The sequence below is a fragment of the Mycobacterium sp. ACS4331 genome, from assembly GCF_001667265.1.
In the GTDB taxonomy this organism is placed as follows: domain Bacteria; phylum Actinomycetota; class Actinomycetes; order Mycobacteriales; family Mycobacteriaceae; genus Mycobacterium.
Genome location: NZ_LZHW01000092.1, coordinates 10562 through 27019, shown reverse-complemented (window position 1 = coordinate 27019; position 16458 = coordinate 10562). Strand labels below are relative to the sequence as shown.

Here is a 16458-nt window from a genome sequence, read left to right as displayed (position 1 = left end):
AGACAGGGGTGGGGGTGTCGGTGGTCTCAGGGACCTTGGGGGCCCTGGTGGCGTCACCGGATCCGTTGTCCGGTTTGGCCGAACCGCCGTTCGACAGCCGCCACGGGGGCCGGCGCGGGGGGGGGTTGGAGCGTGCGGGGCGGTCCGGGTCGGGGTTCTCCAGCCGGGCCGCGAGGTGCCGCACGACGGCCCCCGGATTGCGGCGGTTGGTGTTGATCCGAATGGTGGCCACCTTGCGGTACAGCGGAACCCGTTCGGCCATCAACCTGCGGTACTTCTCGGCCGGGTCGCCGCCCTCGAGCAGCGGCCGCACCGCACCCTGCGTGGTGCGCCGAACCCCTTCTGCGGCACTGATCTCCAGGTAGACCACCGTGTGCCCGGCCAGCGCATCCCGGACGCCGGGAGTGGTGACGGCCCCACCACCGAGGGACACGATGCCGTCATGCTCGGCGAGCGCGGCCTTGACGACCTGCTCCTCGATCCGGCGGAACTCGGCCTCACCGCCATCGGCAAAGATCTCGGGGATCTCCTTGCCCGTCGTCTCGACGATCTTGACGTCGGTGTCCAGCAGCGGCAGCCCCATCGCCTTGGCCAGGCGTCGCCCGATGGTCGATTTGCCCGAACCCGGCATGCCGACCAGCACGGCCTTGGGAGCCATCGTCACACCTATCCCGACGCAACCGTCTGTGCTGCGGTGGGCTCGCGCTCGGCCAGGGCATTGAGGTAGGACTCGATGTTGCGCCGGGTCTCGGCCAGCGAGTCGCCGCCGAACTTGTCGAGCACCGCGCGCGCCAGCACCAGCGCGACCATGGTCTCGGCGACCACACCGGCGGCGGGCACGGCGCACACGTCGGAGCGCTGGTGGATCGCCACGGCCTCCTCGCCCGTCGCCATGTCGACCGTCGCCAGGGCGCGCGGCACCGTGGAGATCGGCTTCATCGCGGCCCGCACCCGCAGCGGCTGACCGTTGGTCATGCCGCCTTCGAGTCCTCCGGCGCGGTTGGTGGAGCGCACCACGCCGTCAGGGCCCGGGTAGATCTCGTCGTGTGCCAGGCTGCCACGGCGCCGCGCGGTCTCGAAGCCGTCACCGACTTCGACGCCCTTGATCGCCTGGATGCCCATCAGGGCGGCCGCGAGCTGGCTGTCGAGGCGGTTGTCGCCGCTGGTGAACGAGCCGAGGCCGATCGGCAGGCCGTGGGCCACGACCTCGACGACACCGCCGAGGGTGTCGCCGTCACGCTTGGCGGCCTCGATCTCGGCGATCATCGCGGCTTCGGCGCCGGCGTCGAACGCGCGCACCTGACTGGCGTCGATGGCCTCGAGGTCGGCCGGTTCCGGCGTCGGACCGGTGTAGGGCTCGGACGCACCGATGGAGATGACGTGGGACAGCACCTCGACGCCCAGCGCCTGGCGGAGGAACTCTCGCGCGACCGTGCCCGCGGCCACCCGGGCCGCCGTCTCACGCGCGCTGGCCCGCTCCAGCACCGGCCGGGCGTCGTCGAAGCCGTACTTGAGCATGCCCGCGTAGTCGGCGTGGCCGGGGCGCGGCCGCGTCAACGGCGCATTGCGCGCGACGTCGAGTTCGGAGGCGTCGACGGGATCGGCCGCCATGACCGTCTCCCACTTGGGCCATTCGGTGTTGCCGATCTCGACCGCGATCGGGCCACCCATGGTGACCCCGTGCCGGACGCCGGCGAGCACACTCACCTGGTCCTGCTCGAACTTCATCCGCGCGCCACGGCCGTAGCCGAGGCGGCGCCGCGCCAGCTGGGCGGCGATGTCGGCAGAGGTGACGTGCACTCCGGCGACCATGCCTTCGATCACGGCCACCAGTGCACGGCCATGGGATTCACCGGCAGTAGTCCATCGCAACACGTGTCTCATCTTCCCACGTGGGCGCGCGCAGACGTAATTGGTCCTAACCGGCGGCGATCACCGCCAACGCCGTCGCGGCGCACATGCCCGGACCGTGCGGCACCGCGGCGCGCCGGCAGGCCAGCGCACCGGCGACGGTCAGCACGGGCGCGCCGATCGCCGCGCACACCCATACCCCGGTCCCGACGGCACCCGTGAGCGCACCGAGTCCGAGCGCGAGCTTGACGTCGCCGGCACCCAGGCCGGCCGGTGAGACCAGGTGTACCGCCAGATACGCACCGGCCAGGACCAGCCCGCCCGTCAGCGCGGCGATGCCGTGGCCCGTGACCCCAGCACCCAGGACGATGACAGCCGCCGGCGGCAGCGTGAGCAGGTTGGGCAGGCGATGCGTGCGCAGATCCGAGACTGTGAGGACCACGAGCCAGGCCGCCACCGCGATCGTCGTCACCCACACGCGAGCCAGGCTAGGAGTGCACACCGCACCTCGTGGACCGGCATCCACAGGGTGCTAGTGCAGGGCGGCCGCCATCTCCTCGCGCGGTGCAGGACGCCCGGTGAACTGCTCGACCTGCGCGAAGGCCTGATGCAGCAGCATCTGCAGTCCGCTGACGACGGTCCCGCCGGATTCGGCGACCGCGGCCGCCAACGGTGTGGGCCACGGGTCGTACAGGACGTCGAGCAGCGCCGCCGCGCCGCGCAGCGCGTCGAGGTGGCCCACGGCGACGTCGGCGGGCACGGTGCTGACCACCACCGAGGCGTCGGCGACGGCCGCGGCCAGCGGGCGGTCATCCAGTGGGCAGTGTCGGGCCGCCACGCCGAGACGTCGCGCCATGTCGACCAACTCGGCCGCCCGTTCGGCGTTGCGTGCGGCGATCGTCACCGACTCGGCACCCGCGTGGACGAGGCCGGTCAGCGCGGCGGGTGCGGTGCCGCCCGCACCGAGGACCACGGCACTTCCCGACACCGGCACCGACGCTGATTCCAGCGCCCCGACCACGCCGTCGACATCGGTGTTGTCGGCACGCCATCCGTGTTCGGTGCGAACCAGGGTGTTGGCCGAGCCGACCAGTTCGGCACGCTCGGTGCGCTCGTCGGCGACCGCCAGGGCCGCGAACTTGCCGGGCATCGTGACCGAGAGGCCGACCCATTCCGGGCCGAACCCGCCGACCAGCGCGGGCAACTGATCAGCCGTGCACTCGATGCGATCGTAGGTCCAGTTCGTCAACCCCAACGCCCGGTAGGCCGCCAGGTGAAGCTGGGGCGATTTCGAGTGCGAGATCGGCGATCCCAGCACTGCGGCGCGGCGGGCTGCGGTGGGGTCAGCGGGCACTGTCGAGGACACCGTTGCGTTGAGCCACCTCGATGTTGGCGAGGTGCTGCTCGTAGTCCTTGGTGAACAGCGTGGTGCCCTGCATGTCGATCGTCACGAAGTACAGCCAGTCCCCGGGCGCGGGGTGCTCGGCGGCGTCGAGGGCCGGATCGCCGGGGGCTCCGATGGGCGTGGCGGGCAGCCCCTCCGAGGCGTAGGTGTTCCATGGCGTGACCGTGGCACGGTCGGCGTCCGTCGTGGCGATCTCCTGACGGTCCAGCGAGTAGTTCACGGTCGAGTCGAACTCGAGGCGCTGCGGCACCGCGAGACGGTTGTAGATCACGCGGGCGACCTTCGCGAAGTCCTCGGGCGTCGACTCCTTCTGCACCAGTGACCCGACCACCAGAACGTCGTACGGCGACATCCGCAGGTTCGCGGCGGTCTCGAGGAGACCGCGGTTGGTGAAGTGGGTCGTGCTGGCGCCGATCAGCGAGGACAGGATGCTCGCCGGAGTTCCGTCGGGGTCGACGTTCCAGGTGCCGGGTGCGATCAGGCCCTCGATGCGGCGGTGATCGTCGCCCATGGCGGTCACGCGCTCCGCCGCCCAGGGCGGCACCTGCAGTTCCTCGAGGCTCGTCGTGCGTGCGGCGGCCTTGAGGTCGGCCGCGGGGACGCACTTCTTCTCGCCGTTGAGGTCGACGCAGCTCGCCTTGGAGATCAGGCTGAAGACGCCGTCGGTGACAGCGCCCGTCCTGACGTCGGCCGTGTCGTCGAGCTGCCTGCCCTCGGGAATCGTCAGTTTGCCGACCCGGTTGCTCGGATCGGCGAGCTTCTCGACGGCCAGCGCGGCCGGGATCTCAGTGCGCAGGCGGTAGAAGCCGGGTTGGATGGCCGCGATGGCATCGCTGCCCGCGGCGGCGTCGACGAAGCTCTTGGAGGTGGCCACCACGTTGGCCTCGGCGAGGGTCTGACCGACGGCGGTGGTCGAGTCGCCCTCGTGGATCTGGATCACCACGTCGTCGACGCCCTCGCCGGCGAAGTCGTCCGGTGTGCCCGACATGCCGTGCCAGAGCTTGGATCCGACGAACACGAGGCCCAGCACCACGGCGATCAGCAGCGTCACGGTCAGCGCGGAGACCCACCTCCGGTGCCGCCGGTGCCGCTCCGCCCGCGCGCGTGCGGCCCGCGACATGCGACGACGCGGAGGCCCGACTGCGACCGGTTGCGCACGTCCGGGTTGCAGATCGTCAGTCATTCGAGCCCTTCGGGTTGAGAATTGCCCAGTACTGTACGACGCTGGTCCAACCAGCCCTGAAGAATGGCCACCGCGGCGGCCTGGTCGATCACGCCCCGCTGTCCCTTGGCACGCACACCGGCCTCCCGCAGCGACCGCGAGGCCGACACCGTGGTGAGCCGTTCGTCGGCCATCCGGACCGGAATGCCCGCAAGCCGCCGACTCAACGCCTCGGCCACGTCCACGGCGTCCTGCGCCGACGCGCCGGCCCGGTCGGCCAGGGTCCGCGGCAGCCCGACGATCACCTCCACGACCTCGTATTCGGCGGCCAGCGCGCACAGCCGGGCCAGATGCCGGGTGCTCGACTTCTTGCGTTCCCGCGCAACGGTTTCCACAGGGGTGGCCAGGATGCCGTCGGGATCGCTGACCGCGACGCCGATACGCACCGTCCCCACGTCGACACCGAGCCTTCTGCCCCGGCCCGGGTCGTCGGCGCCGGGACGGTCGGGCTGCCGGTGCGGGTCGGAATCCACGCCGGTCAGCTCCGCGCGACCTCGGCTCGAAGCGCCGCGAGCGCCGTCTCGATGCCACCGGGGTCCTTCCCGGACCCCTGCGCCAAATCGGCCTTGCCGCCGCCGCGGCCGTCCACGGCGGACGCGAGCGCCTTCACCAGATCGTTGGCGCGCAGACCCAGGTCCTGCGCCTCGGCGTTGGCGCCGACCACGTACGGCACAGATCCGTTGTCGCCCTCGGCGATCAGCGCGACGACGGCCGGTTCAGAGCCCAGGCCGGCACGGATGTCACCGACGAGCGAGCGCAGGTCATTGGCCGTCATTCCGGCGGCCATGCGCTGTGCCACGAGCCGGACCCTTCCGACCGTCTCGGCGCCCGCGGCGGCATTGGCGGCAGCGGCGCGCGCCGTCGCCAACCGCATCTTCTCGAGTTCGCGTTCGGCGACCTTGAGCCGCTCGACCAGGGTGGCGACGCGGCCGGGCACCTCTTCGGAGGGCACCTTGAGCGATGACGCGAGGCCGGCCAGCAGCGCGCGCTCCTTGGCCAGGTGCTTGAACGAGTCCAGGCCGACGTAGGCCTCGACCCGGCGCACACCCGATCCGACCGACGATTCTCCGAGCAGTGTCACGGGTCCGATCTGAGCCGAATTGTGCACGTGGGTGCCGCCGCACAGTTCCAGTGAGAAGGGCCCACCGATCTCGACCACCCGCACCTCGTCCGGGTAGGCCTCACCGAACAGCGCCATGGCGCCCATCGCCTTGGCCTTGTCGAGTTGGGTGTGGAAGGTGTTCACCGCATAGTCGGCCTCGACCGCCTCGTTGGTGATGAGTTCGATGTCGCTGCGCTGCTGCTCCGACAGCGGGCCCTGCCAGTTGAAGTCGAAACGCAGGTATCCCGGGCGGTTCAGCGAACCGGCCTGAACGGCGTTGGGCCCCAGCACCTGCCGCAGCGCGGCGTGCACCATGTGGGTGCCGGAGTGGCCCTGCGTGGCGCCGTGACGCCACTTGGCGTCGACCTCCGCGGTGACGGTGTCGCCCTCGACGAACTCCCCGGACTCGACGTTGACCCGATGCACGAACAGCGTCTTGGCGATCTTCTGCACATCGGTGACCTGCGCTTTGGCGCCGGCCCCGGTCCCGGTGCCCGAGATGGTGCCGATGTCGGCGATCTGACCGCCGGACTCGGCGTACAGCGGAGTGCGGTCCAGGACGATCTCAACCCGGTCCAAAGCGGGTGCTTCGCTGCCGGACCGCGCGTGGTGGCTGACCACCGGCACCCGCTTGCCGTCCACGAAGATTCCGAGAATCCTTGCCTGCGAGCTCAATTCATCGAAGCCGGTGAACTCGGTGGGGCCGGAGTCCACGAGTTCGCGGTACGCGGACAGATCGGCATGGGCGTGCTTGCGGGCCGCTGCGTCCGCCTTGGCGCGACGGCGCTGTTCGGCCATCAGCTCACGGAATCCCAGTTCGTCGACCGACAATCCGGCCTCCGAGGCCATCTCCAGGGTCAGGTCGATCGGGAACCCGTAGGTGTCGTGCAGTGTGAAGGCGTCGGTGCCCGACAGCACCGTCTTACCCGCGGTCTTCGTGCTCGCCGCGGCCTCGTCGAAGAGGCGTGAGCCCGCGGCCAGCGTGCGGTTGAAGGCTGTCTCCTCGGCGACCGCGATCCGGTGGATGCGGTCGAAGTCGGTGACCAGTTCGGGATAGGACGGGCCCATCGCGTCGCGCACCGTGGTCATCAGTTCGCTCATGATGGGCCCGTCGACGCCCAGCAGCTTGGCGGCCCGGATGATGCGGCGCAGCAGCCGGCGCAGCACGTAGCCGCGACCCTCGTTGCCCGGCGTGACGCCGTCACCGATGATGATGGCCGCGGTCCGGCTGTGGTCGGCGATGATCCGGTACCGAACGTCGTCGGTGTGGTTGCCCTGGCCGTACCCGCGCGGTGCGACGGCGGCCACGGTGTCGATCACCGGGCGCACCAGGTCGGTCTCGTAGACGTTGTCGACGCCCTGCAGCAGGCACGCGATGCGCTCCACGCCCATGCCCGTGTCGATGTTCTTGCGCGGCAGCGGGCCCAGGATCTCGAAGTCGTCCTTGGAGGTGCCCTCACCGCGTTCGTTCTGCATGAACACGAGATTCCAGATCTCGATGTAGCGGTCCTCGTTGGCCTCGGGGCCGCCTTCGATGCCGTACTCCGGACCGCGGTCGTAGTAGATCTCAGAACACGGTCCGCACGGTCCCGGGATGCCCATCGACCAGTAGTTGTCGGCCATCCCGCGGCGCTGGATGCGCTCGGGCGGCAGGCCGGCGACCTCCTGCCACAGGCCCACGGCTTCGTCATCGTCGTAAAAGACGGTGGCCCAGAGCCTTTCCGGGTCGAATCCGTAACCGCCCTCGGACACCGGATTGGTCAGCAGGGTCCAGGCCAGTTCGATCGCGCGCTTCTTGAAGTAGTCACCGAAGCTGAAGTTGCCGGCCATCTGGAAGAAGGTGTTGTGCCGCGTGGTGATCCCGACCTCATCGATGTCGGGGGTGCGGATGCACTTCTGCACGCTGGTGGCCGTGGCGTACGGCGGGGTGCGCTGGCCGAGGAAGAAGGGCACGAACTGCACCATGCCGGCGTTGACGAACAGCAGGTTCGGATCGTCGAGAATCACCGAGGCGCTCGGCACCTCGGTATGGCCCGCGTTCACGAAGTGATCGAGGAACCGCTTCCGGATCTCGTGTGTCTGCACGTCGTCACTTTCCTCTTGCCGAATCGGCGACCGCCGCTGAAGCGCTCACCTGCGTTGACCGACCTACATTACCGGTCGGGCCAGTCAGCCCTCCACGAAGCTCAGCCGCACCGACCGCTGCGGATTGTCCCTGTTCAGGTCGACCAGCACGACACTCTGCCAGGTGCCCAGCAGTGGCCTGCCGTCCAGCACCGGAATGGTGACCGACGGGGACACGATCCCGGGCAGCACATGGTCGGCACCGTGCCCGGGCGATCCGTGTTCATGCCGGTACCGGCCGTCCCGGGGCAGCAGACGCTCGAGCGCGTCGACCAGGTCGTCATCGGAGCCCGCGCCCGTCTCGATGATCGCCACACCCGCGGTGGCGTGCGGGACGAACACGTTGCACAGTCCCGCGCCACGCGAAGCGCAGAAGGCCTGCACGTCGTCGGTGAGGTCGGCGATCCGTCGCCGCGACGTGTCGATTTCGAGAACCTGACTGTCCACACGTCCAGCCTAGGCAGGTTCAGACGCGGAGGTCTGCCACCTTCCCCGCGCGAAACTGCGGTGAGGGACGTTCCACCAGGCGGGTGACGACCCTCACGGCAATCTGGGCGCCACCCCCGAGTCAGGTGCCGGTAATTCACGCCCGCGTTTATCGCCCTCGGCAGTGGGGTATCTCACCGTCACAGTTCATCGGCACTCACCCAGCGAGGCAGACATGACCATCACCGGAATCATCAGTGCGATCCTCATCGGCGCGCTCGTCGGCGTGCTGGCCCGCCTTGTGCTGCCGGGCAAGCAGCCCATCGGCGTCCTTCTGACTGTGATCGTCGGCATCGTCTCGGCGCTTCTCGGCACCGCCCTGGCCCGTGCCATCGGAATCCCGACGGCGACCAACGGGGTCGACTGGCTCGAACTGCTCGTGCAGGTGGTCGTCGCGGTCGCGGGCGTGGCGCTGGTCGCGGCCATGATGGGCCGTCGGCATCGCAGCGGTCTGATGCGCAGGTAGATCACCTCACAACCTGGTCCCGGCTGACTTCCCTCCACCGGTCAGTCGGGATCACTTATGTGTGGGTCCCTGCCGACCTCCGACCCGGCGAATGATGGCGCGCAGTTTCTCCACCCGCGTCGAGATCTCACGCTCAGCCCCGCGTGATGTCGGGCGGTAATAGTCGGTGCCCACCAGCTCGTCCGGTGGATACTGCTGCGCCACAACACCGTCCGGGTGGTCATGGGCATATCTGTAGCCCTGCGCGTGGCCCAGGGCAGCCGCACCCGCGTAGTGGCCGTCACGCAGGTGCGCAGGCACCAGGCCGGCCTTGCCGGCCCTGATGTCGGCCATCGCGGCGCCCAGCGCCGTGGTGACGGCGTTGGACTTGGGTGCGGTCGCCAGGTGCACCGTCGCGTGCGCGAGCGTCAGCTGCGCCTCCGGCAGCCCGATCAACTGGACCGTCTGCGCCGCGGCGACCGCCAGCGGCAGCGCGGTCGGGTCCGCCATGCCGATGTCCTCACTGGCCAGGATCATCAGCCGCCGCGCGATGAACCGCGGATCCTCGCCGGCGGTCAGCATCCGCGCCAGGTAGTGCAGCGCCGCGTCGACGTCGGAGCCCCGCACACTCTTGATGAAGGCGCTGATGACGTCGTAGTGCTGGTCACCGTCACGGTCGTAGCGCACCGCGGCCTGGTCCAGCGACTGCTCGACGGTCTCGACCGTCACCCGCTCCCCCGCCGACGCGGCCGTCTCGGCGGCCACCTCGAGCGCGGTGAGCGCGCGCCGCGCGTCACCCGCGGCCAACTGCACCAGGAGGTCGACGGCGGTGTCGTCGACCTCGATCCGGCCGCCGAGCCCGCGCTCGTCGTCGATGGCGCGTCGCACCACGGTCGCGATGCCCGCGGGATCCAGTGGCCGCAACTGCAGGATCAGGGAACGGGACAGCAGCGGCGCCACCACCGAGAACGACGGGTTCTCGGTGGTCGCGGCGACCAGCAGCACGATCCGGTTCTCGACCGCGGCCAGCAGCGCGTCCTGCTGAGTCTTGGAGAAGCGGTGCACCTCGTCGATGAACAGCACGGTCTGTTCGCCGTAGGCCGCTGCGCGGCGGGCCACGTCGATGACCGCGCGCACCTCCTTGACCCCCGCCGACAGTGCCGACAGCGCCTCGAATCGCCGTCCGGTGGCATGCGAGATCAACGACGCCAGGGTGGTCTTGCCGGTGCCCGGCGGCCCGTAGAGGATCACCGAGGCCGCTCCGGAGCCGTCGACGAGGCGGCGCAGCGGCGAGCCCTGGCGCAGCAGATGGTCCTGCCCGACGACCTCATCGAGGCTCGCCGGCCGCATCCGAACGGCCAGCGGGGTGGACGGACCGACCGCGGACAGCGCCGAGCCGCCGCCCACCGACTCGGGGGCGTCGGCGCCGGGCACGTCGAACAGGCCGTCGCTCACGTTGTGTGCTTACCATGCGCCCGCGACATGCACGAGACACCGCACCATTGAGGCCACTGGGGTGACTGTGATCACCCGAGGTGATAAACCTGGGAGGTCTCACCACGCGGGTGGGCGAAAGGAATGTCATGACGCTGCTGCACCGGATCGGCGCGATCGTTCTGTTCGCCGCTGCCGCGACCCTCGGACCGGCCCCGACTGCCGCGGCTGACCTCGTCCCGCCCGCCGACGGCTACTACGTGTACACAGAGCCCGGCAAGCCCGCCGCGTACTGGACCATGCAGTCGCTGTGTGTCCAGGCCAGCGGCACCAGGGCGCAGGAGGACTACACCGACACCACGATCCAGACTCTGGGCTGCACCCTGCTGGTGTCGTCCAAGACCGAGGACAACTTCACACCCGACGAGGCGCTGCTGAACCTTGCCGGCCGAGGCCGGCTCACCGGCGGCCTGTGGACGTTCTCCAACACCGCGGGCAGGCTGGAGTGCCCCGACGGCAGCGCCGCGCCCGTGACCGACAACTTCGAGTTCGACCAGGCCACGCTCTCCGGCACCCGGACCACCATCTGGGACGCGGTGTGCGGCCGCCAGCCGGGCATGACGAAGGCGCCCTTCACCCTGGCCTTCGTCGGCCCGCTGGACCCGCCGGTGGACCACAGGTTCCCCCCCATGTGCAACTATCTGGTCGGACGGCCCAGCATCTGCTCCTGAGTCACTCGGGGGCCGTGACGAAGTCGATGAGTTCCTCAACGCGGCCGATCAGCGCGGGTTCCAGGTCATTCCAGTCTCGGACCCTCGAACGGATGCGCTGCCAGGCCCGCGCGATGTCGGCCTGATCGGCGTGCGGAAGGCCCAATGCGTCGCAGATGCCGTGCTTCCATTCGACGTTGCGGGGAATCCTCGGCCACTCCTTGAGACCGAGCCGGGCGGGTTTGACCGACTGCCAGATGTCGACGTACGGGTGGCCGACGACCAGCGTGTGCGCACCGCCGGGTCCGCGTTCGACCTCGCGCGCGATCCGTTCCTCCTTCGAGCCCGGCACCAGGTGGTCGACGAGGCAGCCGAGCCGTCGGCCGGGACCCGGCGCGAAATCGGCGACGATGGCGGGCAGGTCGTCGACGCCGCCGAGGTACTCGACCACGACGCCTTCGATGCGCAGGTCGTCGCCCCACACCTGCTCGACGAGTTCGGCGTCGTGCCGGCCCTCCACGTAGATGCGGCTGCGCAGCGCGACCCTGGCCCGCGCGCCGGTGACCGCCACCGATCCGGATGCGGTGCGGGCGGGAGCCTTCGGCGCCGCGGCCTTCGGCGGGGTGAGGATCACGGGCGCGCCGTCGATCAGATAGCCCGGGCCGACGGGAAATCCCCGGACCCGGCCGTGCCTGTCCTCGAGATCCATCCGGCCGTACTCCACCCGCACGATCGCGCCGACGAATCCGCTCGTCGCATCCTCGACGACGAGGCCGATCTCCGCCGCCCGTTCGACGGACTTCGGCCGACGGCTCTGATGCGGATTGCGGGACAGGATGTCGTTGCCGTAGCGGTCACTCACCCGAGCGATCCTAGGCAGCCCTGACGTCGGCGCCCGGTTTCGCCACGCCCGGCTCAACCTCCGGCGGCGGCTGCCAGTTTGGCCGGGTCGGAGGTGACGTCGTCGATCACGGTGTGGACGAAACGCATCTTCTCCAACACCGGCGCGGGCAGCACGAACGGGTAGAGATCGTCGTGGCCCATCGACCGGTTGACCATGTTCAGGCCCCACGCCAGCGGCAGCCACATCTCGATGATGCTGTCGAAACCGCTGGGGCCGAGCACCCTTCGGTCGAATGTCGCGCCCGCCGGGGCGAAGCCGTAGGCGGCCGAGGTGTCGAGTGTGTCGCGGATGTGCAGGTAGTGCGCGAACGTCTCGGCCCAGTCCTCGGCGGCGTGCATGGTGGCGTAGGAGGAGACGAACTCCTGCTCCCACCCCGCCGGCGCACCGTCGCTGTAGTGCCGGTCCAGCGCCTCCTGGTAGTCGGCGTCGGGGTCGCCGAACAGGTCGCGGAACCGTGCCGAATAGTCGGCTGAGGTGCCGATCAACCGGTAGAAGTAGTAGTGCCCGATCTCGTGCCGGAAGTGACCGAGCAGGGTGCGGTACGGCTCGTCCATCGAGATCCGCAGCTGCTCGCGGTGCACGTCGTCGCCCTCGGCCAGATCCAGTGTGATGACGCCGTTCTCGTGGCCGGTGAACACCTTCTCGCTCTCGCTGGAGAGCAGGTCGAAGGCCAACCCGAACTGTGGATCGGCGTCACGTCCCACTATCGGCAGCTTCAACTCCGCCAGTTCCGCGATCAACCTCCGCTTGGCCCGCTCGGCGGCCGCGAATGCCGCCAGGGCCTTGGTGTCGGTGTCGTGGGGCCGGGTCCGGGTCAGCCGGCACGACGCGCACAGCTCACCCTGCACCGTGCTGGTCGGGTCGAGTTTGACGAGCCAATTGCACTCCGCCAGATGCAGGTTGGCGCACAGCCGGTACTGCGCGGCATCCACCGCGCCACCGTGTTCACTGTCCTGACCCGACGCGATCACCAGCATCGCATCGTCGCTCAGCGAGAAACCGACAGCGCTGCCGCACGACAGGCACAGCGAATTCTCGAACGTCAGGTGCTGACCGCAGTTGGGGCACAGGAAGTCACGCATGCAGTACTCCTCCGTCGAACGGCGCCACATCCACCGACACGTCGATCACGCTGTGCTCGGAGTCGGTGTAGATGATGCCCCGCAGGGGTGGGACGTCGGCGTAGTCACGACCCCAGCCGACGACGATGTAACGCTCGTCGACCATCTGGTCGTTGGTCGGATCCAGCCCCAGCCATTGGCCCTGCGGTGTCCACACCGCAGCCCAGGCATGGGTGGCATCGATGCCCACCATGCGCTCCTTTCCCGGTGGCGGGTCGGTGGCCAGGTACCCCGAGATGTAGCAGGCGGCCAACCCATTCGCGCGCAGGCAGGCGATCGCGAGCCTCGCGAAGTCCTGACATACCCCCTCGCGCGCGGCCAAAACCTCGGCCACCTGGGTGGAGACGGTCGTCGAACCGGACCGGTAGGTGAAGTCATCGAAGATGCGGGCGTTGAGGTCGGTGAGCACCTCGATCAGGGGGCGGCCCGCCACGAAGCTCGGGGCCGCGTAGTCCCGGACGGCGTCGGTGATCTCGGGCGGTTGCAGGTCAAGGGTGAACTCGGTGGCCAGCGCGCTGTCGAGGCCCACAGGCCGGGCGATCTCCCATGGCGCCACTGCCGAACCGGCGCCGTAGTGCTCGGCGGGCGGCGGGTCGACCTCGACGACCGAGGTGCCGGTGACGGTCAACTGCCGGTGCCGCTGGGTGACGTGGAAGTAGCTGCTGATGTTGCCGTACGCGTCGCGGCTCGTGGAGCGGTCGGCCGGTGCCGGGTCGATGTCCAGCTCGTGGGTCAGGCAACGCTGGCGCGCGACGTCGCGCGGGGTGAGGAACCCCCTCCCGTACGAGCTGGTCACGACATCCGAGTACCGGTAGCGGGTCTCGTGGGTGATGCGGTAGCAGCGGCTGGGCCGCTCGCCGGCCGGGGCCGGGACGGGCCCGTCGGGGTAGCTGGTCAGGGCAACAGCCTCCGCTGGTCGGGTCCCCACAGGGGCTGGATGTCACCGGGCAGCGACAGCTGCGTCGCGGTGATGACCGTCGACAGTTCGCGCAGGCCGTCGTGCACACCGTCGAGCAGGCCGCGCAGTTCGGTGCGGATGCCGTCGCCGTCGGTGGTCTCCAACTCCTCGGGGTCGATGCGGCGCAGGCGCGTGCTGATCTCGTCGACGAGGCGCTCGGCGCGCGACGAACCGGAAGCCCCGGGCAGTGCCCGCAGGTTCGCCCGCAGTCGCGCCAGCTGATACACCAGCGACCGCGGGTTCTCGGCGTCGAAGAGCACGAGTTCGGCCACCGCGGCCACACTGACCTTGCCGAGGTTGCGGCGCCGGTAGATCACCGCGGATTCGCAGACCACGAGCGTGGACTCGGTGATGGCCTGGTCGGATTCGGGGCTGCGCGCGGTGGTCATGGTCGCGCGCAGAAGCGCCGAGAGTCCCAGACCCCGTTCGATGCGCTTGCCGATGTCCATCATCATCCAGCCCACGTCCTGGACCATGGACTCCGCGGCGACACCGGCCAGCGCGAGCATCCCCGCCAGGGTCCCGGAGTGGGCCGCGGCCATCTGGGTGTCGGCGATCACCTGCGAGTTCGGCGTGGTCGAGGCCAGCGGCAGGACTGCCCGGTCGACCGCGGCCAGGACCATCCAGGTGTCGTTCGACATCTGGTCACGGACGCCGCGCGCGGCCCGGCCGAGGCGTTCGATGGACTGCGCCAGCGATCCCGGCCTGCCCCGGTCGGTGGTCAGCGACCACAGCGTGGTGGGCGTGGTCGCGATCATCTCGGCACGGTCTCCGCCGGCGCCGGTGTCGGTGCCGGTGAGCTGTCCCAGCGCGGCCAGCAGGGCCGGCACGCACTCACTGGCGTCGCTGTACTGCCGGTGCCGGTACTCGTGGTAGCGCTCGCGAGTGACCGTCAGAAGCCTGGCCGTGTGCTCGGCCCGTTCGGCGTACCGGCCCGTCCAGAACAGGTCGGACAGGACACGCGGCGAACTGACCGCGCGGACGCCCGCGGCGCTGACGGGCCGGACCGGCGCGAGGTCGACGGCGGGCGCCGGGGCCTGCACCCCGGCCCTGGTCGTCGGCAGAATCCAGATATCTTTGGCGGCAACGGTGTTCGGCGTGTGCGAACCCGGACCCGGTGCCACGACATAGCCCAGGCCCCCGATCATCGGCGCATAGCCACCCCGCTGCGACACGCTGAACAGGCGCAGGCCCACACCGGCTGACGCCAGGCCGCCCCGCTGGTGCGCGGTCGGCGCGGACGAGAACTGCGCGAACTCCTGCCCGATCCATTTCCAGGGTTCGGCGTTGATGCACTCGGCCAGCGCCTCCCGTCGAACGCCCGACATGTTCGGCCCGATGATGTCGGGCCCGCCGACCGTGGAGCGGATCAGCAGCGAGCCCAGGTTGGCCAGCAGGTGCGACCGCTCGACGTCGATTCCGCCCCAATAGGTTTGGACCGTCGGCAGCTGCGGCGTCTCGCCGAGCAGCTCACGCGCGAGCTCCGGGAGGAAGCGCAGCAGCGCGGGGCTCTCCAGGATTCCGCTGCCGATGGTGTTGACGACCGTCACGGTGCCCCGGCGTGCGGCCTCGACCAGGCCGACGACCCCCAGGCGTGAGTCGGCGCGCAGGTCCAGCGGATCTGACCACGCCGCGTCGACGCGCCGGAGCACGACGTCGACCCGTTTGAGGGTGCCCAGCGAGCGCATCCACAGCTTCCCGTCCCGCACCACGAGGTCGGCGCTCTCGACGAGCGGGAAGCCCAGCACCGAGGCGAGGTAGGCCTGGTCGAACGCGGTCTCGGAGTGGATGCCCGGGCTGAGCACCACCACCGCGGGGTCCTCGGCCTTCTCGGGCGCCGCCTCGATCAGCGAGAGCCGCAGCGCCTGCGCGAACGGGGAGGTGGCCCGCGGCGCGACCTGCTCGTACAGCTCGGCGAACGCGTGCGCGACGACGCGGCGGTCGGCCAGCGCGTAGCCGGCGCCCGAGGGCGCCTGCGTCCAGTCGGCGTTGACCACGAAGCCGTCACCGTCGGGCCTGCTGACGTCGCAGCCGTGCATGAACAGTTGATGGCGGCCCGGCACCTCGACGCCACGCGCGGCCCGCAGGTAACCGGGGTGAGCAAACAGCAGTTGAGCCGGGAACGCCCCCGACGTCAGGGCCCGGCGCGGGCCGTAGAAGTCCGACAGCACGGCGTCGAGCAGCCTGGACCGCTGCACCAGCCCCGCCTCGAGCGTGTCCCAGTCCGCCGACGAGACGAGCAGCGGGATGGGATCGAGCCGCCACGGTGTCGGAGTGGCGGCCTCAACACCGTGCGCACCGGGGGCAGCCTCGACGGGTGTGTAGGTGATGCCGTCATGATCGACGAGAGTGAGCACGTCGCTGCGCAGCCGGTCCAAGCCGGTCCGACCACGGCGAGCCACCGCCTCGGCCAGATCGCGCCAGACTTCGCGCACCTCACCCGACTCGTCGACGAACTCGTCGTAGGCGGGCCCGGCGTCCCCGTTCGCCTCGAACAGCGTCTCCTGGGTCCGGACGGCCCGATAGCCGGCCAGCAACCCGTCGGGGTCTGCGGGAACCTCCGCATACGCCTCGGAATCAGGGGCGGGCAGCGGGACGGACAACCTCGACCTCCTGTCCTCTGGCAAATGTCCAGAATCGTACAAGGAGATGGTTGCCACCGAGGATCCGCGACTGCGATCGTCGTGGCGGGGCTG

The 16458-nt window shown here is 69.9% G+C and carries 15 protein-coding genes; 2 read left to right on the top strand and 13 right to left on the bottom strand.

Features of this window, described 5'->3' with window-relative positions; all coding sequences use genetic code 11:
- From A5727_RS21435 to A5727_RS21400, 8 genes are all read right to left on the bottom strand, one after another.
- On the bottom strand, window positions 1–658 hold a 658-nt coding region (locus tag A5727_RS21435; RefSeq protein WP_082949947.1), incomplete at its 3' end, for a shikimate kinase.
- Between the two features lie 8 nt (window positions 659–666).
- Window positions 667–1875: a chorismate synthase gene (aroC, locus tag A5727_RS21430; RefSeq protein ID WP_068254701.1), complete on the bottom strand. Its 1209-nt coding sequence runs from the start codon at window positions 1873–1875 to the stop codon at window positions 667–669.
- Between the two features lie 43 nt (window positions 1876–1918).
- A complete protein-coding gene (locus A5727_RS21425; protein ID WP_353612274.1) occupies window positions 1919–2329 on the bottom strand; it encodes a prepilin peptidase in 411 nt (136 codons plus the stop codon).
- Between the two features lie 54 nt (window positions 2330–2383).
- Window positions 2384–3205: a shikimate dehydrogenase gene (locus A5727_RS21420; protein ID WP_082949946.1), complete on the bottom strand. Its 822-nt coding sequence runs from the start codon at window positions 3203–3205 to the stop codon at window positions 2384–2386.
- Complete coding sequence (gene mltG, locus A5727_RS21415; RefSeq protein ID WP_068254691.1) at window positions 3195–4439, bottom strand: endolytic transglycosylase MltG; 1245 nt, start codon at window positions 4437–4439, stop codon at window positions 3195–3197. The genes A5727_RS21420 and mltG overlap by 11 nt, the downstream gene beginning before the upstream one ends.
- A complete protein-coding gene (gene ruvX / locus A5727_RS21410) occupies window positions 4436–4951 on the bottom strand; it encodes a Holliday junction resolvase RuvX (protein ID WP_068254689.1) in 516 nt (171 codons plus the stop codon). The genes mltG and ruvX overlap by 4 nt, the downstream gene beginning before the upstream one ends.
- 5 nt (window positions 4952–4956) lie before the next feature.
- Entirely contained in the window at window positions 4957–7665 is a 2709-nt protein-coding gene (gene alaS / locus A5727_RS21405) for an alanine--tRNA ligase (RefSeq protein WP_068254687.1), read from the bottom strand.
- 84 nt (window positions 7666–7749) lie between these two features.
- On the bottom strand, window positions 7750–8151 hold the full coding sequence (locus tag A5727_RS21400) for a secondary thiamine-phosphate synthase enzyme YjbQ (RefSeq protein ID WP_068254686.1): 402 nt from the start codon (window positions 8149–8151) through the stop codon (window positions 7750–7752).
- A gap of 214 nt (window positions 8152–8365) precedes the next feature.
- Between A5727_RS21400 and A5727_RS21395 the strand changes: the two genes are divergently transcribed.
- Window positions 8366–8656 (top strand): GlsB/YeaQ/YmgE family stress response membrane protein, encoded by a 291-nt coding sequence (locus A5727_RS21395; protein ID WP_068254680.1) that lies wholly within the window; start codon window positions 8366–8368, stop codon window positions 8654–8656.
- 51 nt (window positions 8657–8707) lie between these two features.
- Here the strand turns inward: A5727_RS21395 and A5727_RS21390 are convergent, their stop codons facing one another.
- Window positions 8708–10090, bottom strand: coding sequence for a replication-associated recombination protein A (locus A5727_RS21390; protein ID WP_068254677.1), 1383 nt, complete (start codon window positions 10088–10090; stop codon window positions 8708–8710).
- Window positions 10091–10218: 128 nt separating this feature from the next.
- Between A5727_RS21390 and A5727_RS21385 the strand changes: the two genes are divergently transcribed.
- Complete coding sequence (locus A5727_RS21385; protein WP_068254669.1) at window positions 10219–10800, top strand: hypothetical protein; 582 nt, start codon at window positions 10219–10221, stop codon at window positions 10798–10800.
- 1 nt (window position 10801) lies between these two features.
- Here the strand turns inward: A5727_RS21385 and A5727_RS21380 are convergent, their stop codons facing one another.
- From A5727_RS21380 to A5727_RS21365, 4 genes are read right to left on the bottom strand one after another with little or no spacing between them, the layout of a single operon-like run.
- Complete coding sequence (locus A5727_RS21380) at window positions 10802–11641, bottom strand: DUF3097 domain-containing protein (protein WP_068254666.1); 840 nt, start codon at window positions 11639–11641, stop codon at window positions 10802–10804.
- 53 nt (window positions 11642–11694) lie between these two features.
- Complete coding sequence (locus A5727_RS21375; protein WP_068254663.1) at window positions 11695–12765, bottom strand: zinc-binding metallopeptidase family protein; 1071 nt, start codon at window positions 12763–12765, stop codon at window positions 11695–11697.
- Window positions 12758–13702: a transglutaminase family protein gene (locus A5727_RS21370; RefSeq protein ID WP_068254705.1), complete on the bottom strand. Its 945-nt coding sequence runs from the start codon at window positions 13700–13702 to the stop codon at window positions 12758–12760. Before A5727_RS21370 ends, A5727_RS21375 begins: the two co-directional genes overlap by 8 nt.
- Window positions 13699–16365 (bottom strand): circularly permuted type 2 ATP-grasp protein, encoded by a 2667-nt coding sequence (locus A5727_RS21365; RefSeq protein ID WP_082949945.1) that lies wholly within the window; start codon window positions 16363–16365, stop codon window positions 13699–13701. Before A5727_RS21365 ends, A5727_RS21370 begins: the two co-directional genes overlap by 4 nt.
- Between the last annotated feature and the right edge of the window lie 93 nt (window positions 16366–16458).